Origin of the sequence: Chitinivorax sp. PXF-14, assembly GCF_040812015.1 — a bacterium.
Taxonomy (GTDB): Bacteria; Pseudomonadota; Gammaproteobacteria; order Burkholderiales; family SCOH01; genus JBFNXJ01.
The window spans coordinates 43,359-67,613 of the sequence record NZ_JBFNXJ010000016.1 but is presented as its reverse complement, the minus strand read 5'-3'; the positions used below and the strand labels follow the sequence as shown (position 1 = coordinate 67,613).

The 24,255-nt window shown below is 65.6% G+C and carries 21 protein-coding genes; 8 read left to right on the top strand and 13 right to left on the bottom strand.

The genetic code is table 11. The features are described from left to right. Positions 1-52 precede the first annotated feature (52 nt). From ABWL39_RS17385 to ABWL39_RS17375, 3 genes are all read right to left on the bottom strand, one after another. The gene (locus ABWL39_RS17385; protein WP_367794220.1) at positions 53-1,654 is read right to left on the bottom strand and encodes a methyl-accepting chemotaxis protein; all 1,602 of its coding nucleotides are present in this window, start codon (positions 1,652-1,654) and stop codon (positions 53-55) included. A gap of 104 nt (positions 1,655-1,758) precedes the next feature. Further along, positions 1,759-2,775, bottom strand: a complete 1,017-nt coding sequence (locus ABWL39_RS17380) for a DUF2804 domain-containing protein (RefSeq protein ID WP_367794217.1) — start codon at positions 2,773-2,775, stop codon at positions 1,759-1,761. Positions 2,776-2,916: 141 nt separating this feature from the next. Further along, on the bottom strand, positions 2,917-4,221 hold the full coding sequence (locus ABWL39_RS17375) for a glutamate-5-semialdehyde dehydrogenase (protein WP_367794342.1): 1,305 nt from the start codon (positions 4,219-4,221) through the stop codon (positions 2,917-2,919). Between the two features lie 84 nt (positions 4,222-4,305). Between ABWL39_RS17375 and ABWL39_RS17370 the strand changes: the two genes are divergently transcribed. From ABWL39_RS17370 to ABWL39_RS17355, 4 genes are all read left to right on the top strand, one after another. After that, on the top strand, positions 4,306-5,904 hold the full coding sequence (locus ABWL39_RS17370; RefSeq protein ID WP_367794215.1) for a nitrogen regulation protein NR(II): 1,599 nt from the start codon (positions 4,306-4,308) through the stop codon (positions 5,902-5,904). Further along, the gene (locus ABWL39_RS17365; protein ID WP_367794212.1) at positions 5,895-7,277 is read left to right on the top strand and encodes a sigma-54-dependent transcriptional regulator; all 1,383 of its coding nucleotides are present in this window, start codon (positions 5,895-5,897) and stop codon (positions 7,275-7,277) included. The genes ABWL39_RS17370 and ABWL39_RS17365 overlap by 10 nt, the downstream gene beginning before the upstream one ends. A gap of 95 nt (positions 7,278-7,372) precedes the next feature. Then, positions 7,373-7,666, top strand: a complete 294-nt coding sequence (locus tag ABWL39_RS17360) for a hypothetical protein (protein WP_367794209.1) — start codon at positions 7,373-7,375, stop codon at positions 7,664-7,666. A 126-nt stretch (positions 7,667-7,792) separates the two neighbouring features. Further along, positions 7,793-8,371, top strand: coding sequence for a DJ-1/PfpI family protein (locus ABWL39_RS17355; RefSeq protein ID WP_367794206.1), 579 nt, complete (start codon positions 7,793-7,795; stop codon positions 8,369-8,371). Positions 8,372-8,464: 93 nt separating this feature from the next. On the opposite strand, the gene hmpA is transcribed toward ABWL39_RS17355, so the two are convergent. The 8 genes from hmpA to queG form a co-directional block, all read right to left on the bottom strand. Beyond that, on the bottom strand, positions 8,465-9,682 hold the full coding sequence (hmpA, locus tag ABWL39_RS17350; RefSeq protein WP_367794204.1) for an NO-inducible flavohemoprotein: 1,218 nt from the start codon (positions 9,680-9,682) through the stop codon (positions 8,465-8,467). A 187-nt stretch (positions 9,683-9,869) separates the two neighbouring features. After that, positions 9,870-10,262: a group III truncated hemoglobin gene (locus ABWL39_RS17345; protein WP_367794202.1), complete on the bottom strand. Its 393-nt coding sequence runs from the start codon at positions 10,260-10,262 to the stop codon at positions 9,870-9,872. A gap of 10 nt (positions 10,263-10,272) precedes the next feature. Then, positions 10,273-10,722 (bottom strand): Rrf2 family transcriptional regulator, encoded by a 450-nt coding sequence (locus tag ABWL39_RS17340; protein WP_367794200.1) that lies wholly within the window; start codon positions 10,720-10,722, stop codon positions 10,273-10,275. A gap of 183 nt (positions 10,723-10,905) precedes the next feature. Continuing rightward, positions 10,906-12,276 (bottom strand): adenylosuccinate lyase, encoded by a 1,371-nt coding sequence (gene purB / locus ABWL39_RS17335; RefSeq protein ID WP_367794198.1) that lies wholly within the window; start codon positions 12,274-12,276, stop codon positions 10,906-10,908. Between the two features lie 174 nt (positions 12,277-12,450). Then, the gene (locus ABWL39_RS17330; RefSeq protein WP_367794196.1) at positions 12,451-12,924 is read right to left on the bottom strand and encodes a hypothetical protein; all 474 of its coding nucleotides are present in this window, start codon (positions 12,922-12,924) and stop codon (positions 12,451-12,453) included. Between the two features lie 146 nt (positions 12,925-13,070). Beyond that, positions 13,071-13,880: a glutamate racemase gene (gene murI / locus ABWL39_RS17325; RefSeq protein ID WP_367794194.1), complete on the bottom strand. Its 810-nt coding sequence runs from the start codon at positions 13,878-13,880 to the stop codon at positions 13,071-13,073. Between the two features lie 85 nt (positions 13,881-13,965). Beyond that, on the bottom strand, positions 13,966-14,823 hold the full coding sequence (locus ABWL39_RS17320; RefSeq protein ID WP_367794192.1) for a hypothetical protein: 858 nt from the start codon (positions 14,821-14,823) through the stop codon (positions 13,966-13,968). Next, complete coding sequence (gene queG / locus ABWL39_RS17315) at positions 14,820-15,887, bottom strand: tRNA epoxyqueuosine(34) reductase QueG (protein WP_367794189.1); 1,068 nt, start codon at positions 15,885-15,887, stop codon at positions 14,820-14,822. The genes ABWL39_RS17320 and queG overlap by 4 nt, the downstream gene beginning before the upstream one ends. Positions 15,888-15,920: 33 nt before the next feature. On the opposite strand from queG, the gene tsaE reads away from it, so the two are divergent. Then, positions 15,921-16,409 carry a tRNA (adenosine(37)-N6)-threonylcarbamoyltransferase complex ATPase subunit type 1 TsaE gene (gene tsaE / locus ABWL39_RS17310; protein WP_367794186.1) on the top strand — a complete coding sequence of 163 codons (489 nt, stop codon included), beginning with the start codon at positions 15,921-15,923 and terminating at the stop codon, positions 16,407-16,409. After that, the gene (locus ABWL39_RS17305) at positions 16,385-17,719 is read left to right on the top strand and encodes an N-acetylmuramoyl-L-alanine amidase (protein ID WP_367794183.1); all 1,335 of its coding nucleotides are present in this window, start codon (positions 16,385-16,387) and stop codon (positions 17,717-17,719) included. Before tsaE ends, ABWL39_RS17305 begins: the two co-directional genes overlap by 25 nt. 7 nt (positions 17,720-17,726) lie before the next feature. On the opposite strand, the gene ABWL39_RS17300 is transcribed toward ABWL39_RS17305, so the two are convergent. Then, positions 17,727-20,504 (bottom strand): MASE3 domain-containing protein, encoded by a 2,778-nt coding sequence (locus tag ABWL39_RS17300; protein ID WP_367794181.1) that lies wholly within the window; start codon positions 20,502-20,504, stop codon positions 17,727-17,729. Between the two features lie 141 nt (positions 20,505-20,645). After that, on the bottom strand, positions 20,646-21,068 hold the full coding sequence (locus ABWL39_RS17295) for a hypothetical protein (protein WP_367794178.1): 423 nt from the start codon (positions 21,066-21,068) through the stop codon (positions 20,646-20,648). A gap of 413 nt (positions 21,069-21,481) precedes the next feature. On the opposite strand from ABWL39_RS17295, the gene ABWL39_RS17290 reads away from it, so the two are divergent. Both ABWL39_RS17290 and mutL read left to right on the top strand, forming a co-directional pair. Then, on the top strand, positions 21,482-22,294 hold the full coding sequence (locus ABWL39_RS17290; protein WP_367794339.1) for a cytochrome c: 813 nt from the start codon (positions 21,482-21,484) through the stop codon (positions 22,292-22,294). A gap of 114 nt (positions 22,295-22,408) precedes the next feature. Continuing rightward, positions 22,409-24,223: a DNA mismatch repair endonuclease MutL gene (gene mutL, locus ABWL39_RS17285; protein ID WP_367794175.1), complete on the top strand. Its 1,815-nt coding sequence runs from the start codon at positions 22,409-22,411 to the stop codon at positions 24,221-24,223. The last annotated feature ends 32 nt before the right edge of the window (positions 24,224-24,255 follow it).

The following is a 24,255-nucleotide window of genomic DNA, read 5'->3' as shown; positions in this document are numbered from 1 at the left end:
GCCGCAGCGGTGGCGGGCGGGCGCGGCTCGCCACGCTCATCGCGGGTTTTCCTTACAGGCTTTTCTCGAATTGCATGACCAGCTGGCGCAGTGCAAACGCAGTCTGGTTCATCGACTGCATGATGGACTGGACTTCCTTGACGATGGCCGAATTACGCTCGGCAATGCTGGAAATACGGAACATGTTCTGCGCCACTTCGGTCGTCGCCGCATTCTGCTGCGACAGCATGTCGGACACCTGCGAAGCAAGCGATACCGTCGTCTGCGTCGAGTCGACGATCAGGCCAAACGAGGAGCCGGTTTCGGCAATCCGGGTCGAGCTGTGCTGCACCTCCTCCACCGCTGAATTCATGCTCTCGACGGCCACATCGTTGATGATGCGGATATTGCCGACCGTATTGGCGATGTCACTGGTCGAGGCCGCCGTCCGCTCGGCCAGCTTGCGCACCTCGTCCGCCACCACGGCGAAGCCGCGCCCCTGCTCGCCGGCCCGGGCCGCTTCGATCGCCGCATTGAGCGCCAGCAGGTTGGTCTGCTCGGCGATATCCTTGATCGCACCGGCGATCTCGCCCACCTTGTGGGTCGCGTCGTTGAGCTCCAGCATCGCCTGGCGCGACTCGCTCATCACCGACGACAGCCGTTCTGCCGAGGCGATGCTCTCACGCACATTACTCTCGCCGCTGCGCACCGCGCCCTGCGCCTGCTCGGCTGCAATGGCCGAAGTGCGGGTGTGGTCGGAAATCTCGCCGACAGACACACTGACCTGCTCCAGCGCCGAGGTGATGGCCTGCATGCGCTCGGCCTGCATCAGCATCGACTCCTGCATGGCATGAATCTCGCCACCGAGACGCTCCCCCTCCGCCGATACCCGCTTTGCCGCAAGCAACACATCGGCAATGATCGCCCGCAGGTTGATGCGCATGGCCTCGACGCGCTCCATCAGCCGGCCGAATTCGTCGCGACGCGAAATGTCGAGGCTGAAGTTGAAGTTGCCCTCGCTGATCTTGTCCAGGGCGCCGATCACCGATCGCAGCGGCAGCAAGGTGCGGCTGGCCAGCCATCCGCCGCCACCGAGGCTGGCCGCGGCACCGACCAGCGCCATGGCGAGCAGCACGCGTGGCGGCGCCCCCAGCTGCTGGGCAAGGCCGAGCAGGATGAACCAGCACGCCAGCGCTGCGGCCATGCACCATGTCATGGCCGTCTGCGACAGCCCCGGCGCCTTGGCCGAGACCGGCATCGACGCGCGCTTGGCCTGGATGTCGGCATACAGCGTGGCGGCGGCTTCGACATCGGCGCGCGTGGGGGCATTGCGCACCGACATGTAGCCGACGGTCTTGCCGTTTTCCTTGAGCGGCGTGACGAAGGCCTCGACCCAGTAATAGGCGCCATCCTTGCAGCGGTTCTTGACCAGCGCATGCCACGGCCGGCCGCGCTTGATCGTCGTCCACAAATCGGCGAACGCCTCGGGCGGCATGTCGGGATGGCGCACCACGTTGTGGCTCCGGCCGATCAGCTCATCGAGGCTGAAGCCGCTGATCTCGACAAACGACGGGTTGGCGTAGGTGATGGCGCCCTTGAGATCGGTCTTGGTGACAACGGGCTCGCCGGGTTTGAGGAAGCGCTCCTCATCAGTCACCGGATGATTGATTTTCACGGCCTGCCCCCCAGAAAGAGTTATCTCTTGAAGGATTAGGTCAGCAAAACCGGCGAGTCAATGGACTGCAATTAATATATTTTTCGATTCAACAACTTACGACATCACCATCGGGATCGGTGGTCTTCGGTCACGCCGAGCAGGCCTTGCACCTCGCGCTTGGGGCCGGCTTCGTGCGCCCGCACATAGCCGCTGAACGTCCCGATGGGCTGGATGTAATAACTGGCGGCGATCAGCAGGTTCTTGCTTTCCTGGCGCGCGCCTTCGGGCTCGAAACGCAGATTGATCAGGTCATCCTCGGTGCGCACCGTCCACGGGTCGAGCGGCCGCGCCGGGTCGAACTCGAAGCGGGCCGGGCCGGTCGCGATCATCTCGCCGTCGAGCCACAGCATGTTCTCGTAGGTGCCGAAATACCCCTGCTGCAGATTGAAACCGACCGCCGGCGTATGCGCCGACGCCCAGCGCCACTGCGTGTCACGTGCGAGCAGGCCGTTCGAGTAATCGAGGCTGGCATGGCCGCCGCCCAGGGCAAACTGCTTGCCGCCGGCACGCGCGACACCCGACACCCGCAGCGCCGGTGATTTCTGCGTGGCATGCGCGCAGCCGCCCTGCTCGATCGGGCCGATGGACAGCAGGAAAGGCGCACAGCCGGCGCTGTCGAGTTCCGCGTCGATCTCCAGCCCGACCTTGGTCCAGGCCGTCAGCCGATAGCGCGTGCCGCCCAGATGTTCGTAACGCAGCGAGCCACCCGTATGCTTGAACCAAGACAGGGTGCCGGGCCCGGCCTGGTCCGCCACGCCCGCGGTCAGCCCCGGCAGGCCATCCTGCGAGAAGCTGGCGATGACCTTGCCCTGCTCGCGGTCGAACAGGTAGGCGAAGGCGGTGTTGGTCCAGCCGATGTCGACGATGGCGAGGCCGATGAAACAACGCTCGGTCGCGATGCCGACATATTGCCAGCGCTTGTGATGAAACCGCTTCCACCATGCCGAGCGCCGGAACGACCCCGCCAGGCCCTGCCAGTCGATGCGCTCGATGAGGCCGCTGTAGCGCCCGGTGGCCGGTGCGCCGGCGCGCACCACCTGGGCCGGCGCGGGCCCAAGCGTGTGAGGGGATCGTTCCATGGTCTGCTCCTGATTGTTTCGCCCGATACTAGCATCGCGGCTCCCTCGCGCTGAGCGTAGATCACGCCACCCGACTTGTTAAATCGCGCCAAAACAAAACGCCTGCTCGGGGCAGGCGTCTTGTAGCGGAGATGGCATCGTTCAGCTGCGAATCTGGCCGTCGCCGAACACCACCCACTTCTGGCTGGTCAGCCCTTCGAGGCCGACCGGGCCGCGGGCATGGATCTTGTCGGTCGAGATGCCGATCTCGGCGCCAAGGCCGTACTCGAAGCCGTCGGCAAAGCGCGTCGAGGCGTTGACCATGACCGAGGCCGAATCGACCTCGCGCAGGAAACGGCGCGCGCGGCTGTAGTCTTCGGTGACGATGGCATCGGTGTGCTGCGAGCCATAGGTGTTGATGTGGTCGATCGCCTGGTCGACATCGTCCACCACGCGCACCGACAGGATCGGCGCCAGGTATTCGGTGCTCCAGTCTTCCTCGGTCGCGGGCTTCATCGCCGGCACCAGATCGCGCGAGGCCGGGCAGCCGCGCAGCTCCACCCCTTTGGTGAGGTAGATGTCGGCCAGCCTGGGCAGCACGGTCGCGGCAATCGCCTTGTTCACCAGCAGCGTTTCCATCGTGTTGCAGGTGCCGTAGCGGTGCGTCTTGGCGTTGTCGGCGATGCGGATCGCCTTGTCGAGGTCGGCCTTGTCGTCGATATAGACGTGGCACACGCCGTCCAGGTGCTTGATCACCGGCACGCGCGCCTCGTTGGTGATGCGCTCGATCAGGCCCTTGCCGCCACGCGGCACGATCACGTCGACATAGTCCCGCATTGTCACCAACTCGCCGACGGCGGCGCGGTCGGTGGTTTCCACCACCTGCACCACGGTCTGCGGCAGGCCCACGGCTTGCAGCCCTTCGCGCACGCAGGCGGCGATGGCACGGTTGGATTCGATCGCCTCCGAGCCGCCACGCAGAATCGCCGCGTTGCCGGCCTTCAGGCACAGGCCGGCAGCATCTGCCGTCACGTTCGGACGCGCTTCGTAGATGATGCCGATGACGCCTAGCGGCACGCGCATCTTGCCGAGCTGAATGCCGCTCGGGCGGTAGCTCATGTCGTCGATCTCGCCGACCGGGTCGGGCAGCGCGGCGATCTGGCGCAGGCCGTCGGCCATGCTGGCGACGCCCTTGGCGTTCAGCGTGAGGCGGTCGAGCATGGCGGTATCGAGGCCGTTGGCGCGCGCACGCGCGAGATCCTGCTCGTTGGCGGCGATCAGCTTGGCGCTGTCGCGCTCGATGGCGTCGGCCATCACGAGCAAAGCCTTGTTCTTGACGTTAGTGTCAGCCTTGGCAATGGCGCGGGATGCGGCACGCGCGGCGCGGCCGACTTCCAGCATATAGGCTTTGACGTCCATGGACTTCTCCTGCGAAACGATTTGGGTCGACTTCGATTGTACAGGAATGACGCAGTGCGCCAAGCGTTCCGCCTGCCTGCGCGCGGCCCCGCTTTCGGCCTACAATACAGGCCGGACAATACTTTCTAGAACATGGCCTACGTCCCCTACCCCTATACGCGCCACGCCAACCAGCATTACCCGGGCGCATTCTGGCGTTCGCTGTTGCTGTTCAACCTCTACCGGCTGGTGATCGCCTGCATCCTGGCCATCGCGGCGGTCACGCTGTCGCTGCAGGTCGAGCCCGATACCGGCATGACGCGCACCACACTGACCGCGCTGGTATTCGGCTACCTGCTGTTCAGCGTCGTCTCGTTCCTCACCATCAAGCGCCGCTGGCCGATCTTCAATATCCAGATCACGGCGCAGGTAACCGTCGACATCGTCATCATCATCAGCCTGATGTACCTGAAAGGCGGCATTGCGAGCGGCCTTGGGCTCTTGCTGATGCCGTATCTGGCGGGCGCAGGCATGATCAGTCGCGGCAAGATGACGCTGTTCCACGCCTCGATCGCGAGCATCGGCGTGCTGTTCATCGAAAGCCTGCGCATGCTGACCCAGGGCGACGTGAAGGCAGACTTCAGCCAGCCCGCGCTGCTCTGCCTCGGCTATTTCGCCACGGCCTGGCTCGCCCACCGGCTGGCGCAGTACGCCACCGAGAGCGAGCGGGTGGCGCTGCAGCGCGGCATCGACCTGGCCAACCTGGCGCAGATCAACCAGCTGGTGATCCAGGACATGCCCGACGGCGTGATCGTGATCGACCATGCCGGCCTGGTGCGCAGCCACAACCACCAGGCCGAGCGGCTGCTCGGGCCGCCGCGCATCACCGAGAAGCCCAAGCTGTCGGACTACCTACCCTCGCTCGAAGCTGCCGCCAGCAACTGGCGCCAGGGCCATACCCAGGGCGACCTGACGCTCAAGACCCCGACCGGCAAGCTGATCCACCCGCGTTTCGTGCCGATTGCCGCCGACCGCAACGCCGGGGCAGTGATCTTTCTCGAAGACATCAACCGGCAGCAGGCCATGTCGCAGCAGATGAAGCTGGCCGCGCTCGGCCGGCTCACCGCCAATATCGCGCATGAAGTGCGCAACCCGCTGTCGTCGATCAGCCATGCCGCCGAGCTGCTGGCCGAAGATGCGCACGACCCGCTGACGAAAAAACTCACGCGCATCATCCGCGACAACACCAAGCGCCTCGACGCCATGGTGCAGGACATCCTGCAGCTGAACCGGCGCGACCGCGCACAGCCCGAGCAGATCCGGCTGGCCAGCTACCTGCACGCCTTCATCGACGAGGCCGTGCAAGCCGAAGGCATACCGGCCGACGTGCTGAGCGTGGCCTGCCCGGAGGACCTGGTGATCGGCTTCGACCGCAATCACCTGCATCAGGTGCTGTGGAACCTGGTACGCAACGCCTGGCGCTATTGCCGCCAGCAGCCGGGCAGCATCGTGCTGACGGCCCATCTCGACGGCCACCAGGCCAATATCGACATCAACGACGACGGCCCCGGAGTGAAGCCAGAGCTGCGCGCGCAGCTGTTCGAACCCTTCTTCACCACCGACGACAGCCACGGCAGCGGCCTGGGGCTGTACATCGCGCGCGAGGTCGCAGCGGCCAACCATGCCTCGCTCGATCTGATCGATTCGGACCGGGGCGCCGCCTTCCGCCTTACCTGCAGGACATGGCAATGAGCAAACGAGACACAGGCAGCACCAAACACGTACTGGTGATCGACGACGAGCCCGACATCCGCGAGCTGCTGGAGCTGACGCTGCTGCGCATGGGGCTTGAGGTGACGCCGGCCGGCACGGTCAAGGATGCCCTGGCGAAGCTGGCCGGGCAGCACTTCGACCTGTGCCTGACCGACATGCGCCTACCCGACGGCGAAGGGCTGCAGATCGTGCAGCATATCCAGAAACAGGGCCTGGATATCCCGATTGCCGTCATCACCGCCTATGGCAGCACCGAAAATGCGGTGCTGGCGCTTAAAGCTGGCGCTTTCGACTACCTGTCCAAGCCCATCGTGCTCGAACAATTGCGCACGCTGATCAAATCCGCGCTGAACCTCGACCGCAGCACTGCCGGCACGGCCGCGGCTGGCCGCAAGGGCAGCGCCGAGAGCCGCTTCCTGGGTGCGTCGCCAGCGCTGCAGACGGCGCGCGAGATGATAGACAAGCTCGCGCGCTCCAATGCGCCGGTCTACATCACCGGCGAATCGGGCTCGGGCAAGGAGCGCGCGGCGCGCATGATCCACGAGAAGAGCGCACGCGCCGCCAAGCCCTTTGTGCCGGTGAACTGCGGCGCGATCCCGGAGAACCTGATGGAGAGCGAGTTCTTCGGCTACAAAAAAGGCGCCTTCACCGGCGCCGACCAGGAGCGCGAGGGCTTCTTCCAGGCCGCCAACGGCGGCACGCTGTTCCTCGACGAGGTGGCCGACCTGCCGCTGATGATGCAGGTGAAGCTGCTACGCGTGATCCAGGAAAAGAAGGTGCGCAAGCTCGGCAGCCCGAGCGAGGAAACGATGGACGTGCGCATCATCAGCGCCACCCACCAGAATCTCGGCGATTGTGTCGAGGCCGGGCGCTTCCGCCAGGACCTGTATTACCGCCTCAACGTGATCGAGCTCAGGATGCCGCCGCTGCGCGAGATGCGCGACGACATACCGATCATCGCCGAGGCCGTGCTGGCGCGCGTCGCCGAGCAGCTCGGGCTCGGCCTGCCGACACTCGACCCGGCGGCGCTCAAGGCGCTGATGCACTATGACTTCCCAGGCAATGTGCGCGAGCTGGAGAACATCCTCGAGCGCGCGCTGGCCTTGTCCGACGGCCAGCACATCGAAGAAGCAGACCTGCAGCTGACCCCGTCGAGCAGCGAGGACGAATCATTCATACAGGCCGCGGGCGGTGACAAGTATCCGTTGCAGGACTACCTCGACCGCATCGAGAAGGAGGCCATCCTCGAGGCGCTGGAAAAAACCCGCTTCAACCGCACCGCAGCGGCCAAGGTGCTTGGCATCACCTTCCGCTCGATGCGCTATCGCATGGAGCGCCTCAGTATCAATTAACGCTGGCGGCGGCCTGGCGCATCTCGACCCAGTGCGGGCGAGCGGACAGCGGCTATAGTGAACGGGCGTAATCCATCCCAACGAAGGAGACTGTGATGAAAACACTCGTGCTGATGGCCAGCCTGCTCGCCGCCAACCTGGCCCTGGCAGCCGAGCCAACACTGCCGCCGGCCAAGCAGCTGTCGCCCGGCTGGGGCATGATGAGCCCGAGCGAGCGTGACGAACACCGCCAGAAAATGATGGGGTTCAAGACTTACGACGAGTGCAAGGCCTATATCGACGAGCATCACAAGCAGATGGACGAGCGCGCCAAGGAACAGGGCCGGCCGATGCCGATGATGCGGCGCAACCCGTGTGATCGCATGAAGGCACGCGGCTTCTTCAAGTAAGCCTGCGCGGCTGCCGTGAGGCGGGTACGGCAGCTGCCGGTCATGCAAGATTCATCGAGCCGGCCTAGCAGCCTTGGTGAGTGGCGACCATAATCAAGTGGAACCTACTCACCCAAGGAGCCTGACATGAGCAAGCAATTACTGATCCTGGCCGGGGATTATGTCGAGGACTACGAGCTGATGGTGCCGTTCCAGGCACTGCAGATGGTCGGCTACACCGTGCACGCGGTCTGTCCCGACAAGCGCGGCGGCGACGTGATCCGCACCGCCATACACGACTTCGAGGGCGACCAGACCTACACCGAGAAGCGCGGCCACAACTTCACGCTGAACCTGAGCTTCGCCGACGTGGTGCCGGCCGATTATGCCGGCCTGGTCATTGCCGGCGGGCGGGCGCCGGAGTACATCCGACTGAACCCGAAGGTGCTCGAGATCACGCGCCATTTCTTCGAACACGACAAGCCGGTTGCCGCCGTGTGCCATGGCATCCAGGTGCTCACGGCCGCCGGCGTGGTGAAGGGGCGCAAGCTGACGGCCTACCCCGCCGTGGGCCCGGAAGTCACGCTGGCCGGCGGTGAGTATGTCAACGTGCCGGTCGATCAGGCCGTCGTCGACGGCAAGCTGGTCACCGCACCGGCTTGGCCCGCCCATCCGATCTGGCTGGCCAGGTTCCTCGACGTGCTTGGCGCGAAGATCACGCTCTGAGCCGGGCGGCGAGGGGTGCGCCACCGGCCGCAGCCCGCCCACGACCAGTCGTGCATGCGTGCTGGCTTGCGCGACTAGATCGCGGGCCGGTTATCAGGCCATGCCAGTCAGCAGATCCGGCCCGAACACCTCGTAGCGGATGCGTTCAACGTCCACGCCACAGTCCATCAACGCACGCCGCTGTTCCCGCATGAAGGGCAGCGGCCCGCACAGGTAGTAGCTGGCATCGGGCAGGATGACGGCGTCGCGGATCGTGTCGAGCGCCATGCGGCCCTTGTAGTCGTAATCGACGCCGTCGCGGTCGTCGGCGTGCGGCACCTCGTAGAACACGATCTGCTCCACGCCGGGATGGCGCTCGGCGAGCTCGGCCACCGCGTCGCGCAGCACATGCTGACGGCCATTGCGGGCAGCGTGAACGAACACCACGGGGCGATGCTGCTGCGCACGGCTCAGCGCGTGCAGCATACTGACCATCGGCGTCACCCCCACGCCGGCGCTGATCAGCACCACCGGGCCCGTTTCCGCGTCATCCAGCACGAAATCACCGAATGCCGGGCCGACGTCGAGCAGGTCACCACGTTTGACGGTGTCGAGCAGCAGATTGGAGACCGCGCCGGCAGGGCGCTCACCGTCGCCGCTCTCGCGCTTGACGGTAATCTGCCAGTTCGCGTCGCCGGGGGCGCCCGACAGGCTGTACTGGCGGATCTGGCGCAGCCCGCCAGCAGGCAGGTTCAACGCAACACTCACGTATTGCCCAGGGCGGAAGGCTGGCAAGGGCAGGCCATCTTCGCGCGCCAGCGTGAACGACTCGGCCAGCTCGCCCTGGGGCTGCCGTGCCACCACCTTGAGTTGCTGCCAATGGCTGTCCGGCGTCAGGCTCGCGGCATGGTAGAGCCGCGCCTCGCGTGCGATCAGCTCCACCGCCAGCAGCCAGTAGGCTTCATCCCAGGCGGCAGCAATGGCCGGTGTGACGGCATCGCCAAGCACCTCGCCGATCGAGGCCAGCAGGTGCTTGCCGACGATCGTGTATTGCGCCGGGGTGATGCCGAGGCTCGCATGCTTGTGTGCGATGCGCTCGAGCACCGGGCCCAGCACCTCGGGCCGGTCGATATTGGCCGCGTAGGCATACACGGCGCCGGCCAGCGCCTGCTGTTGCTCGCCACCGGCTTGGTTGCCCTGGTTGAACAGGTTCTTCAGCTCGGGATGCTCGCCCAGCATGCGCTGGTAAAAGTGGCGAGTGATGGCGAGCCCGTGTTCGCGCAGGATGGGCACCGTGGCGGCGATCAGGGGGCGGGCTTGGGCAGACAGCATGGGTATCTCCTATTAGTTACATACAAAATACAACTTTAAGCACGAAAAAACGCACCGGCGCATGACGCAGCAGCCGGCCCCAATGACGGCAAGGGGAGCGGAAAAACGGTGCACGTACGTGGGGCGGGGATGGCGTTCGGCGCTTGGGCGGCACCAGGCCATCTAGCCAGGGTGATCGAGGCCGGCCCTAGCGTTCGGCCGGCATCTGGCCCTGCATGTGCTCGTGCATCAGCACCAGCGATTCGCCGATGCGCTCGGCGCGCGCCAGCCATGGCGCAGCCTGTTCGGCCGGCAGCGTGGCCTCGATGGTGTCGCGGAACAAGGCCAGCCAGTCGCCCAGCAGGGCCGGTGTGAAGCCGGCTTCCATATGGCGCTCGGCGACGCTGTAGCGATAGTCGCGGTAGCGCGCCCCGCCGAGCGTGACCCACCAGAAGAGGGTGAGCCGGGCCTTGTGCTCCGGCCAGTCGTCCACCACGGAGAAGACCGGGCCCAGGCTCGGGTGTTGCTGGATGCGGTCATAGAAGCGATCGACCACGTGGGCCACGGCATCATGGCCGATCAGTTCGGCGATGTCCTGCACGGCGCCTCTCCTAACGATGCAGCGCCAGATACTGGCGATGCAGGGTGATGATGGTGTCGCCGGTCGGCGCGTCGACCACGCTGGCCAGCGTGAACGCATCCATGGCGACATAGAAGGCACGCAGGCCCTGGTCGAGTGCGGCCTTCAGACGGCAGTCGGCGCGCAACGCGCACGGCGGCTCGGCGCAATCGATGAGTTCGGTGCTGCCTTCGAGCTCGCGCAACACCCGGCCGATGGTCAGCTCGGCCGGCACCACCGCCAGCCGCAAGCCGCCGCTGCGGCCACGCAGCGTGTGGACCCAGCCCAGCTTGCCCAAGCGGTTGACCACCTTGATCAGATGGTTGTGCGGCACGGCAAACTGCTCGGCAATCTCGGCGATGGTCACCAGCGCGTCGCGGTCCCGGTGGGTGAGATACATCAGGACGCGCAAGCCCAGGTCGGTGAAGCGGGTAAGTTGCATGGCGGGCTCATGTGGCAGCGTTGGATGCCATGATAATTAACATGTATTTTATATGCAACTTAAAATTGCTGCAATGCACCCTGCCCTGCCGCCTCATCCAGGCCTTCTGTTGCCTCGCTGGTACCGGCGCCGGCAATGAAAAAGCCCGGCTCTCAGCCGGGCTTTTTCAGGCATGGAAAGCGGTCAGATGCGCCTGGCCAGCTCGGCGGCCTTGCCGATGTAGCTCCATGGCGTCATCTCGATCAGGCGTGCCTTGGCATCCTGCGGAATGGCCAGGTCGCCGATGAAGGCATGCAGCGCCTCCTTGCTGATGCCGCCCTTGCCACGAGTCAGCTCCTTGAGCTGTTCGTAGGGGTTGGGCACGCCGTAGCGGCGCATCACGGTCTGGATCGGCTCGGCCAGCACTTCCCAGTTGTTGTCGAGGTCGTCTGCCATGCGCTGCGGGTTGGCTTCGAGCTTGTTCAGGCCGCGCGCGAGCGCAACGAGGCCGAGCATGGTGTAGCCGATGGCCACGCCCATATTGCGCAGCACCGTGGAGTCGGTCAGGTCGCGCTGCCAGCGGCTGATCGGCAGCTTCTCGGCGAGATGGCGCAGCACGGCGTTGGCGAGGCCGAGGTTGCCCTCGGAGTTCTCGAAGTCGATCGGGTTGACCTTGTGCGGCATGGTCGAGCTGCCGACTTCATCCTTCTTGACCTTCTGCTTGAAGAAGCCCAGCGAGATATAGCCCCACACGTCGCGGTCAAGGTCGATCAGGATGGTGTTGGCGCGGGCGATGGCATCGTACAACTCGGCCATGTAATCGTGTGGCTCGATCTGGATCGTGTAGGGGTTGAAGCTCAGCCCGAGGCTCTCGACGAAGCGCTTGGCGAAGCCTTCCCAGTCGAAGTCAGGGTAGGCGGACAGGTGGGCGTTGTAGTTGCCGACGGCGCCGTTGATCTTGCCCAGCAACTGCACGCCGGCGATCTGCTCACGCTGGCGGCGCAGGCGGTAGACGACGTTGGCGAATTCCTTGCCCATGGTGGAGGGCGTGGCCGGCTGGCCGTGCGTGCGCGACATCATCGGCACATCGGCGAGATCGTGGGCGATCTCGGTCATCTTGTGCAGGATCGCGTCGAGCTGGGGCAGCAGCACCGTGTCGCGGCCGGCCTTCAGCATCAGCGCGTGGCTCAAGTTGTTGATGTCTTCCGAGGTGCAGGCGAAGTGGATGAACTCGCTGGCGCGGATCACCTCAGGGTTGTCGGAGAGGCGCTCCTTGAGCCAGTACTCGATCGCCTTCACATCATGGTTGGTGCGCGATTCGATGGCCTTGACCTGCTCGGCGTCGGCTTCGCTGAAATGCGCCACGACATAGTCGAGCTGCTCGATGGTCGCGGCCGAGAACGGAGCGATCTCGCCGATTGCGCTTTCGGCGGCGAGCGCCTTCAGCCACTCGACCTCCACCCTGATGCGGTTATGGAACAGCGCATACTCGCTGAAATGCGGACGCAGGCCGTTGACCTGCGATTGATAACGGCCGTCCAGCGGCGACAGAGCAGTGAGCGCGGATAGATTCATATGGCTGACCCAAGGATATCGACAAAGTCGGCTATTTTAGCACGACCCGCACGGCAGGCATAAACCACTGTTTTGGCGTGATTTATATCCGCTCCAGCGGATTGCCGGGTACACCGATCAGGCAAAGAAAAAGGGCGGCACTGCTGCCGCCCTTCGCGCCGGACTGGAGCCGGATTATTGCTTGTCCACGTCCAGCGTGCCGGTGTAGACCTCGTACTTGAAGTTGCCGACCAAGCGCTTGCCCTGCGGCTTCAGCAGGTACTCCGCGTTGTTCGCATGATGGACGTAGATGCTGCCATCGGCCTTGATCTCGCTCTTTTCGATAGGCTCGGTCAGGTCGCCGAATGGGGTATCGAACCAGGTGGCCTCGCCGGTGATCTTGTTGCCATCGACGCCGGTGATCTTCAACTCGGCCTTGCCCGACTGCCCCAGGCCATCGACGATCCACTTGCCCACATAATTGCCGACCAGTGCCGGTTGCACGGCGGCAGGCACCGGCGCGGCCTCGACGGGAGCGGCCGCGGGCTGTGCCGTCTCGGCCGCCTGCTCTGGCGTGGCGCCGCCAGGCGGCGTGGCACATGCAGCAAGACCCGCCACGGCGGCGGCGAGGGTGATGCGCTTGATCAGGTCGAGGGAAGTCATGCTCATGTGGGTTCCTCTGAATTAGTGGCCAGACATGTGGATTAGATCATCCACTCTAGATTTGGATTGATTATAAGTAATCACCGATATAGTGTCAGTTTTTTTTCACAGCTCATGCGCCAAGCCCGGGCGCCGCGCGGCGAGGCCCGCGCTCAGTTCCATTTGACCATTTCGACCTGCGCCAGCGAACGCCCCAGGAAACGCTCGCCGATGGTCTGGAAGCGCAGCGGGATATCGGTCACGAAGAAGCGGTAGTCGGGTGCATGGCGCTTGTCGTTGGCCAGCCCCTGCTCGCCCAGCAACTGCGCCGTTTGCTCGGCCATCGCCGTGGCCGAATCGACGAGCGTGATGTGCGGGCCGGCGACTTCCTGCAACAGCGGCTTGAGCAAGGGATAGTGGGTGCAGCCGAGCACCAGCGTATCGATCTGCTCGACGAACACCGGGCGCAGGTACTCGTGCGCGGTCAGCCGCGTCACCGGGTGATCGAGCCAGCCCTCTTCCACCAGCGGCACGAACAGCGGGCAGGCCTGGGAATAGACGCGCGTGGCGGAGTTGAGCAGGTGGATGTTGCGTGCGTAGGCATTGCTATTGATCGTGGTCGGCGTGCCGATGACGCCGATCGCGTTGGATTTCGTCACCGCAACCGCGCTGCGTGCGCCGGCCTCGATCACGTCGAGCACCGGCACGTCGGCCAGGCGCTTGACCACGTCGGCCGCGACCGCCGCCATGGTGTTGCAGGCGATGATCAGCATCTTCACGCGTTTTTCCAGCAGGAACTCGGTGATCTGCGCAGTGAAATGCTTGATGGTGTCGACTGATTTCACGCCATATGGAACGCGGGCCGTGTCGCCGAAGTAGACGATATCCTCGAACGGCAGCCGCTCCATCAGGGCGCGGACCACGGTCAGCCCGCCCACGCCGGAATCGAACACCCCGATCGGGGCGCTAGCTTGTGATGACATAGAGAGAGAGAGACGAGACGGCAAAGCGCGCATGATACACCGACGCCGATGCGCACACACTTGGGGATAGACGCAGGGTGTGCGTTCAGTTCAGCGTTGTCCAGCCTGCGACGCGCGGGTTGATGAAGCCGGCCTGTTCATAGGCGCGCCGGATCACGCCACGCTGCTGCAGCAGTGCCAAGCCGCGATCGAGCGCCTGTGCGACCTCATGCCCCTGCGGGGCCAGCAGTGACACCGCGAAATGCCGGCTGCCGGGCAGGCTCACCTTGATGTTGGGAACCGGCACCAGCGTGGCGCCCCCGGTCTTGAACTGCATGGTGTTGCCGGGCTGAAACGGCGCCAGCACCACGTCGGCCCGCCCCGCCGCCAGCATGGCGACCATCGACGGCCAGGCCGCCACGTCATACAGCTCCTGCAGGCCGAGCCGGCTCAGCACCTCCCAGTCGGCGCGCCATTGCCGGTTCGACACGGCCCGCAGCTGGCGCACCTCGTCCAGGTTGCGGGCCGCCAGCGCCCGCACATTGCCCGGCACGGTGTAGAAGCCGGCCACGGACTGCCCCGGCCCGATCAGCGCGCGGCTGATGTACACCTCCGCCCCCAGCGGAGCAAGATCGGCTCGCCAGGCGGTGGTTCCGCTCACCAGCGCTCGCCCGTCGGCGATCTCACGCAGAATGCGCGAATAGGCCGTTGCCTCGACCGGGCGTATGCCTTCGCGCCACCCGCCCAGCCGCAGCGCCTGCTGCACCAGCACCAGCTCGACCACGTCTCGGCGCGTGCCCATGCCCCGGAACTGGGTGAGGGTCAGCGGATCGCGCTGGCCGAGCAGCATCCGGTAGTCGCGCCAGACATCGCTCGGCGCGATCACCGCCGCCGGCTCGGCATGCAGCGCCAGCGCAAGGCCCCACAGCAGCAGCGGGGCCAGCAGGGAGCGGGCAATTCTCATGGATGGTCGGCATCGGCAATTTGTGGCTCGCCATGCCGTGCGAGCGCCCAGCCGACATGCTCGCGCACCAGCGCGGATGCGTCCGCGGCACGTGCCTGCAGGGCCGCCACCACGGGCTCGCTGGCCGGCGCATTGCCGAGCCCCACGGCCAGGTTGCGCAGCCAGCGTTCGTAACCGATCCGGTAGATCGGGCTGCCGACCATGCGCTCGTTGAATTCGGCCTCGCTCCAGGCGAACAGCTCGATCAGCGAGGCCCGGTCCAGCCCGTTGCGGATCGCGAAATCGGGCTGCTCGGTGTGTTGCGCGAAGCGGTTCCAGGGGCAGACAAGCTGGCAATCGTCGCAGCCGTAGACACGGTTGCCTATCATCGGCCGCAACTCGGCCGGTATCGCACCATGCAATTCGATGGTCAGGTAGGAGATACAGCGCCGCGCATCGACGGTGTACGGCGCAACGATGGCCTGGGTCGGGCAGATCTCGATGCAGCGGGTGCAGCGGCCGCAATGCTCGGCCTGCGGCGCATCGGGCGGCAGCGGCAGATCGGTGAAAATCTCGCCCAGGAAGAACATCGAGCCCGCCTCTCGGCTCAACAGCAGCGTATGCTTGCCGCGCCAGCCGTTGCCGGCGCGCGTGCCGAGCTCCACCTCGAGCACCGGCGCCGAATCGGTGAAGGCGCGGAAGCCATAGGGGCCGATCTCGGCGGCGATGCGCTCGGCCAGCTTCTGCAGGCGGTTACGCAGCAACTTGTGGTAGTCGCGCCCCAGTGCGTAGCGCGAGATGTAGGCGGCCTGCGGGTCGTCGAGCGCGGCTTGCGGGTCGCGCCCATCGGCGGCGGCATAGTTCATGCGGCAGGCGATGACAGAGACCGTGCCTGGCACCAGCTCGGCCGGCCGGGCCCGTTTCAGCCCGTGTTTTGCCATATAATCCATCTCGCCGTGATACCCGGCCTCGAGCCATGCGAGCAGCCCCGGCTCGGCATCGGCGAGATCCACACCCGCCACGCCGGCTTCCTGGAAACCAAACTCACGCGCCCATGTCTTGATGCTGGCCTTGATCGCCGCCATGTCAGGCGCCACGCCGCGCGTTGGAGATTCTTCATGCATACGAACGATGATACCCGTCACCCATCGGCTTGCCTACGCACGCTCGCCGACGAGGCCGCCACCCTGGCCTGCGGCCGCGAGTTGGCGCGCGTCCTGCGCCCGGGGCTGACGATCTATCTCGTCGGCGACCTCGGCGCGGGCAAGACCACGCTCACGCGCGGCATCCTGCGCGGCCTGGGTTTCGAGGGCAAAGTGAAGAGCCCGACCTACACCTTGGTTGAACCTTACGTAGTTTCTAGCTTATACTTGTATCACTTTGATTTGTATAGATTCAGCGATCCACTTGAATGGGAGGACGCGGGCTTCAGGGACTATTTCAATCCCGAGTCGCTCTGCCTCGTCGAGTGGCCAGACAAAGCCGCCGGCCTGCTGCCCCCCGCCGATCTGACGATAGCGCTCGAGGTGGCGGGAGAAGGCCGGGAAATTTGCATCGCTGCACACACATCGCTCGGGGAAGCATGTCTGACAGCCTTGAACCACTGACCGGCAACGGCCAGATCGACCCAAACCGCCGCAGCCTGCTCAAGGCTGGCGCCGCCACCCTGCTGCTGTCGCTGACGCGTATCGGCATGGCGGCCGATAGCGCCCCGATCATCGCGGCCGTGCGCGTCTGGCCGGCGAGCGACTACACGCGCGTCACCATCGAATCGAACGACACGCTCACCTTCAAGACGATGTCGGTAAAGAATCCGGAGCGCCTGGTCGTCGACATCGAGGGCGTGGACATGAGCCGTGCGCTGGAGACCCTGGGCGACAAGGTGGAGAGCAGCGACCCGTTCATCCAGCGGCTGCGCGCGGGCCGCTTCAAACCCGGCGTGGTGCGCCTGGTGCTCGACCTCAAGACCGAGGTCAAACCACAGGTGTTCACCATCCCGCCGGTCGGCGAATACCAGCACCGCCTGGTGATCGACCTCTACTCCCCAGCCAGCGCGGAAACCCTGCTCGGCAGCGCTGCCCGCAACGAGACCAAGCCGCGCCAGGAAGAGCCCAGGCAGGCGCGCAACGACAAGCCCGCCGAACCGCGCGCCAATGACAAGGCCGACACCGACGAGCCGGTGGACCGCCGCAAGCTGCAGGTCGACCGTCTGATCACCGTGGTGATCGACCCCGGCCACGGCGGCGAAGACCCCGGCGCGATCGGCGCCAACGGCACGCGCGAGAAGGACATCGTGCTGTCGGTGGCGAAGAAGCTCAAGGAAACACTGGAAAAGAACCCGAACGTGCGCGTGGTGCTGACACGCGACGAGGATGTGTTCATCCCGCTCGCCGGCCGTGTGGCCAAGGCGCGCAAGCTCAATGCCGACCTGTTCGTGTCGGTGCACGCCGATGCCTTCCTGCGCCCCGAGGCGCGCGGCAGCTCGGTGTTCGCGCTGTCCGAGAAAGGCGCCACGAGCACCGCGGCCAAATGGCTGGCCACCAAGGAAAACAATGCCGACCTGATCGGCGGCGTGAAGCTCGTCGGCGTGAAGGACCCCTACCTTGCCCACACGCTGTTCGACCTGACCCAGACCGCCACGCTCAACGACAGCCTGAAGCTCGCCAAGGCCGTGCTGGGCGAGATCGGCAACATCAACACCCTGCACCGCGGCGCGGTCGAGCAGGCGGGCTTCGCCGTGCTGAAGGCGCCCGACATCCCGTCGATTCTGGTCGAGACCGCCTTCATCTCGAACCCGGAAGAAGAAAAGAAGCTGCTCGACGAGGCCTACCAGTACAAGATGGCGCAGGCCATCGGCTCCGGCATCAAGCGCTACTTCGCCAAGAACCCACCGCTGGCGCGCACCAAGCTGGCCTGATACGACGTCACGCCACGCCGTGCGGCCGGCTCAGCAGGCCGTGGATGGTGGCGGCAAGCTCCTGCACCGTATCCGGCTTGTACATGACTTCGCGCACGCCAAGGCGTAAGGCCTGTTCGCGCAGCTCGTCCGAGACGAAGCCGGAAACCAGGATGACCGGCAGCTCGGGCCGTAGCCTGAGTATTTCCGTCGCCACCTCGATGCCGGACTTGCCCGGCATGTTGTAGTCGAGCACCACCAGGTCGAAGCGCTGGGGGTCGCGGCGCAAGGCCGCCAGCGCCTGTTCCGGCTCGGTGAAGCCGCTCACGCGGTAGCCCAGACGGGACAGCAGGCGATCGGCGATGTAGACCAGCGACTCCTCATCATCGACATAGAGAATCTCCTGCCCGGTGCCATGCGGCACCTCGCGCGCGGGCTGCCCCACCTCGGCCGTCACCGGCATGGCATTGGCGGGCAGGTAGACGAAGAACGTCGCCCCTTGCCCCGGCTCGCTGCTGACGCTGACCGCGCCGCCGCATCCGGACACGATGCCATGCACCACGGCCAGCCCAAGGCCGGTGCCGGTGCCTACCGGTTTGGTCGTGAAGAAGGGCTCGAAGATGCGTGCCTGCGTTTCGCGGCTCATGCCCGGCCCGTTGTCCGCCACGGTCAGCCGGATGTAGGAGCCGGCCAGCAGGTTGAGCGGCCGATCCGGCAGGGTGTCATCGACATCGATACACTCGACGCGGATCCTCACCTGGCCGCCGCCCTCCCCCATGGCCTGCCAGGCATTGGTGCACAGGTTGATGACGATCTGTTCGATCTCGGTCCGATCGGCGACGGCGCTCGGCAAGTTCGCGGCACTGGTCAGCTCCATGGCGACCTGTGCCGGCAGGGTAGCGCGCAGCAGGCGCACCGCCTCTTCCACGACAGCAGCGATGTCGAGCGGGGCACGCTGCGGTTGCTGGCGCCGGCTGAACATCAGGATGCGCCGCACCAGGTCGCGTCCGCGCCGGTTGGCCGTACGCAGCGAAGCGAGCGGGGCCCGCGCCGGGTGATCGGCGGCGAGCTCGTGCGAGGCCAGCTCGGCGCAGCCATCGATGGTGGCCAGGATATTGTTGAAATCGTGCGCGACGCCGCCGGCCAGGGTGCCCAGGGCATCCATCTTCTGCATCTGCCGCAGCTGGGCCTCCAGCTGCAGGCGCGTGGCTTCTGCCTGCCTGGCCGCGGACGTATCGCGCAGGATGATGGAGTAGAGCTGCTGGCCGCCGGCCGTGACCTGCGAAATTGCTGCGTCGATCGGAAACTCTTCGCCGTTGGCGCGCAGGCCGAAGATGCCGCCGAACGCACCCATCGGGCGATTGGTCCGCCCGGTGTCGCCAAAGTCGGTGATCTGGGCCGCGTGCCCCTCGCGAAAACGCGGCGGGATCAGGCGATCGATCTCCTCGCCTATCATCTCTGCGGTGCGGTACTGGAACATGTGTTCCGCCGCGGCATTGAACACCACGATGCGGCGGTCGCTGGTGATGGTGATCACTGCGTCCATGGCCGAATCGATGATGCCGGCAAGGCGCGTACGGCTTTCCTCCAACGCGGCAGCGATGCGCTTGCGCTCGGTGATGTCGGTCGCCACGCCATCCCACAGCAGGTTGCCCGCGGCGTCGCGCAGCGGCCGTGAGCGTATCTGCAGCCAGCGCCAACCGCCTTGCGGCACCCGTACCCGAAGATCGACGCTGAAGTCACCCAGGGTGGCGGCACTGCGCAGCTCCGCCTCGCGCAAGGCCTGCTCCTGCGCCGAGTCGATCAGCGAGAACAGCAGGTTGGCATCCTTCATGGCGCTTGCCGGGCTGATGCCGTGCAGCTTTTCCACCCCCGCGCTCAGGAACAGGAAGTGCGGCTTGCCGGCGCTGTCGCGCGTGTATTGGTAGACATAGCTGTCGGGCAGGTTATCGCCCAGCGTACGCAGGCGCGCCTCGCTGTTGCGCAGCGCCTCTTCGGTCTTGAGCTGCCGCAAGAAGGGGCGACGCATGCCCGACACGAACAAGGACTGGAACACGAGCGCGTAACTCGCCACCTTGAACGAGTGGCCGAAGGTATTGAGAAAGTCGGTCGGTGCCCGGTAATGCGCGAACACCAGCTCGCCAAAGCCCATGATGATGCTGGCCGCAGCCAGTGGGTAAAAGCGGTCGGCGTTGCGGGGGGTGGCATTGCGCCAGAACAGCACGGCGATCAGCAGGTCGCTCGCACACAACAGGTATTCGAAGGCCGACTTGAACGGCGTCACTCCCTGGCCCGCGATGAATGTCAGCGGGAACGCATCGGCATGGAACAGGCCAAACCACAGCGCGGTGATAGCGGCCATGGCGAACCCCAGCACCCACGGCAGGCGCCCGCGTATCAGGCGCAGATCCAGCGCGACCAGCAATATCGTCACGACCGCAAAGCTACGGCCGGCGAGCCAGAAGAAGATCGCCTTGGGCGTGGAATTGTCGGTGACAAAACGCGACATGCCGTCGTAGGACAGCGCGTGCGCCAGGTCGAGCACCGCCACGGAGAGAAAGCCGGCAGCCAGCAGCCCGGTTTCCGCCCGCTCTTCATGGTCGAAGGAATACCACGACACCGCGGCCACCAGCACGCAGACGATGACCGAAAACAGCTCAAGCAGCAGGTGAAGCTCGAGCATGCTTGCCTGCCGTTCCTCGAACAGGCGGTAAGGGGGCAGCATCACGGCAAGGATGAAGAGCAAGACACTCGCGCCGATATAGCGCAGCGCCTTGGATTTCGGGTCGTCGACGACAGGGTGCATGGCAGTCCTGGGCAGGGATGACGGGATGCCTCCGCAAGGGCGACGGGCAGCTGCCGCGGCGGGTATATCACGGTCAGCTTATATCAGCCCAGACCGCTTCGCCACCCGTGTCAACCCCGACTCTCCCCTGTTTGGCGGGCCCTACTGGCTCGTGCCGCGCACCCCGAACTGTGCCTCGAACTGCGCCATCAGCCCTTGCGGCACGATGACCGGCAACTGGTCCAGCCCGCGGTTGCGCAGCGCGTAGAGCTGGTGCCGCCCGGCATCGACGATCATCTGCCGTGTCACGTCGCGGCGGCGCGAATTGAGCACCGGCATCATGATCGGCCGGCCCTCGTCGATGTGGTTGAATACCACATTGAGCTCGCCCAGATCGTTGATCAGGCTCGACAGGCTGCCGCGATCCCGGCGGATGCGGGCTTCAAGCTTGTCCATGCACAGCATGACGATGCTGCCGTGCTCCTCACCGAACAGCCTGTACAAGCTCAGCGGCACCATTTCGACCTGACCGGTGACGTTCTCCGGGCGCGGCGGCAAGGGCAGCCGAAAGTTGATATCTCCCATGGGAAAGCTCCTTTGCGTGATGTTTTCTTTGTTGTACTGACATCATAACCGTGGCCCCATGAAATTCAAATGGCATTAAATATATTTTCTTCGGGATATGGACGGCATTTGGCCGTGGCCGGCATCCGTTTCGGCCCGGCCCCCGCCGTCGCTACGTTCAGGACCATGAAAACCGGCTGTGGACAAGCCTTTGCAGGCAAGCCAAGGAGCCGGATGGCACCTGCCACGATGCCCGGCCGGCACGCAGCCGGATCGAGGCACGGATACGCCAATGCAAATTGCATAAGCCTGACCTGCCACCGACGGGCGTGCGCCGCGGGCCTTCGCACCCCGAACCACCGCCCTCCCGCCGGCGGCCGGCGGCGTCTATCATGTTGAAGTCCAACCCTCGGAGATCGACCATGCGCATGCCGTTGCGCCATCTGTTCGCCGCCCTGCTGAGCCTGCCAGGCCTGGTAGGCGCCGCCATGCTCAGCATCAACAATGGCAATACCCACCTCGAACTCGAAAAACCGGCGCTGCTGTCGCACAGCGAGGCGCGCGACATCGATATTCCCAACGACGTCAGCTACCAGCGCCCGATGCGCTACCGCGCCGTGCCGTTCGCGCCGCTGCTGAAGCAGGCCGGCTTCAAGGCCAGCGATACCGTGCGCATCGTCGCGCTCGACGGCTTTGCCGCCACCCTGCCGGCAAGCCTGCTGCTCAATGAAAACGGGGCCGAGCCATGGCTGGCGATCGAGCCCGACGAGGCGCGCTGGCCGCCGGTCAAGCCAGGCGGCGACGGCGCCAGCGCGGGCCCGCTCTACCTGGTGTGGCTGAACCCGGAGAAGAGCAAGGTTACACCCGAGCAATGGCCGTACCAGATCGCCCGCATCGACCGCGTCGCCGCGATCGAGGAGCGCTACCCGGCGCTCGCCCCGGCCGCCACGCTGGCGGCGGACAGCCCGGTACGCGCCGGCTTTGCCATGTTCCAGAAGCACTGCATGGCCTGCCACACGCTGAACCGCGCCGGCGACGCCAACCTCGGCCCCGACCTCAACGTACCGCGCAACCCCACCGAATACCTGCGCGAGCCCTATCTGCAGGTGCTGATCCGCAACCCGCAGAGCCTGCGCAGCTGGGGCAAGGCGCAGATGCCGGCGTTCAGCGAGGACACCCTGTCGGAAACCGAGCTGAACCAGCTGATGCGCTATCTCAAGCACATGGCGACACGCAAGGTCAGGTAAGGAGCAAGACGCGGCATCGCAGCGCCATCGCGCTGCCCGGCTGCCCTGTGAATGCCCGGCGGGTGGTGTTGGATCAGGCTGGTATAATCGCGTTTTGCGCCAAGCCGTTCCGCCATGCCCGTCATTCATCTGCTGCCCGACCACCTGATCAACCAGATCGCCGCTGGCGAAGTGGTCGAGCGCCCCGCGTCGGCGCTCAAGGAGATCCTCGAGAACAGCCTCGACGCCGGCGCCGGCGAAGTCCAGGTCGACCTGCAGCAGGGCGGCATCAAGCTGATCCGCGTCACCGACAACGGTGGCGGCATTGCCAAGGCCGAGCTGGCGCTGGCGTTGTCACGCCACGCCACGAGCAAGATCGCCTCGCTCGACGACCTGCAGAAGGTCGCCACGCTCGGTTTCCGCGGCGAAGGGCTGGCCTCGATCGCCTCGGTGTCGCGGCTGACCCTGACCAGCCGCGCAGCCGGGCAGGACATGGCGTGGCAGGTCGATACGCTCGATGGCACCCTCTCCGAGCCGCAGCCCGCGGCGCTCGCCGCCGGCACGCGCGTCGAGGTGCATGACCTGTATTACAACACCCCGGCACGGCGCAAGTTCCTCAAGACCGAGGGCACCGAGTTCGCGCATTGCGAGGACATGTTCCGTCGCATCGCGCTCGCCTACCCGGATGTCGCCTTCACCCTGTTCCACAACGGCAAGGCGCAGTGGCGCCTGCCGAGGCAGCCGCTGGACAAGCGCATCGCCGCCATACTCGGCGCCGATTTCGCCCAGTCGGCGCTGACGCTCGACGAGAGCGCCGGCGGCCTGCGCCTGTACGGCCTGGCCGGCTCGCCGACGCTGTCGAAATCGAGCCGCGACGCGCAGTACTTCTATGTCAACGGACGCTTCGTGCGCGACAAGGTCGTCGCCCATGCGATCCGCGAGGCCTACAAGGATGTGCTGCACCACGACCGCCATTCGGCCTATGCGCTGTTCTTCGAGTTGAACCCGGAAGGCGTCGACGTCAACGTCCACCCGACCAAGATCGAGGTGCGCTTCCGCGAATCGCAGCCGGTCCACCGTTTCCTGTTCCACGCGCTGCACAAGGCGCTGGCGCTGACCACGGCGGGGACGGCGGTGCCGGTGGTCGATGCGGGCGGCGCCGCGCCGATCGCATCCAGCCAATATCCGCGCTACGAGCAGGCCGCGATGCCGCTCGCGGCACACGAGCCGCGCAATTTCTACGAAACCCTGTTCGGTGGCCTCAAAGCCAATCCTGGCGCGGGCCTGTCAGCGGCGCCAGGCTTGGCGCTCAGCCCGGTTCTGGCAGCGTCGTCAAGCACCGACGCCGCCCCCGCCGACCTGGTGGTGCCGCCGCTCGGCTACGCGATCGCCCAGCTCCACGGCATCTACGTGCTGGCGCAGAACGCCGAGGGGCTGGTCGTCGTCGACATGCACGCGGCGCACGAGCGCATCGTCTACGAGCGGCTGAAAACGGCGCTCGACGCCGATTCGCTGGCAATGCAGCCCTTGCTGATCCCGGTGGTGTTCCAGGCCGACCGGCTCGACGTCGCCACCGTCGAGGAACAGGGTGAGCTGCTGCCGAGGCTAGGCTTCGAGATCGGCATCGCCTCGCCCACCCATCTCGCCGTGCGCGCCGTGCCGGTGATGCTGCAACAGGCCGACGCCGCCGAGCTGGCGCGCGCGGTGCTCAAGGACATCCGCGAGGTCGGCGCCAGCCGCGTGCTCACCGAGCGCCGCAACGAGCTGCTCGCCACCATGGCCTGCCACGGCGCAGTGCGCGCCAACCGCCAGCTCACGCTGACCGAGATGAACGCACTGCTGCGCGACATGGAGGCCACCGAGCGCTCTGGCCAGTGCAATCACGGCCGGCCGACCTGGTTCCGGCTCAGCATGGGCGAGCTCGACAAGCTGTTCATGCGCGGCCAGTGAGCGCGCAGCCCGGTCGGCAACGGCCAGAATTC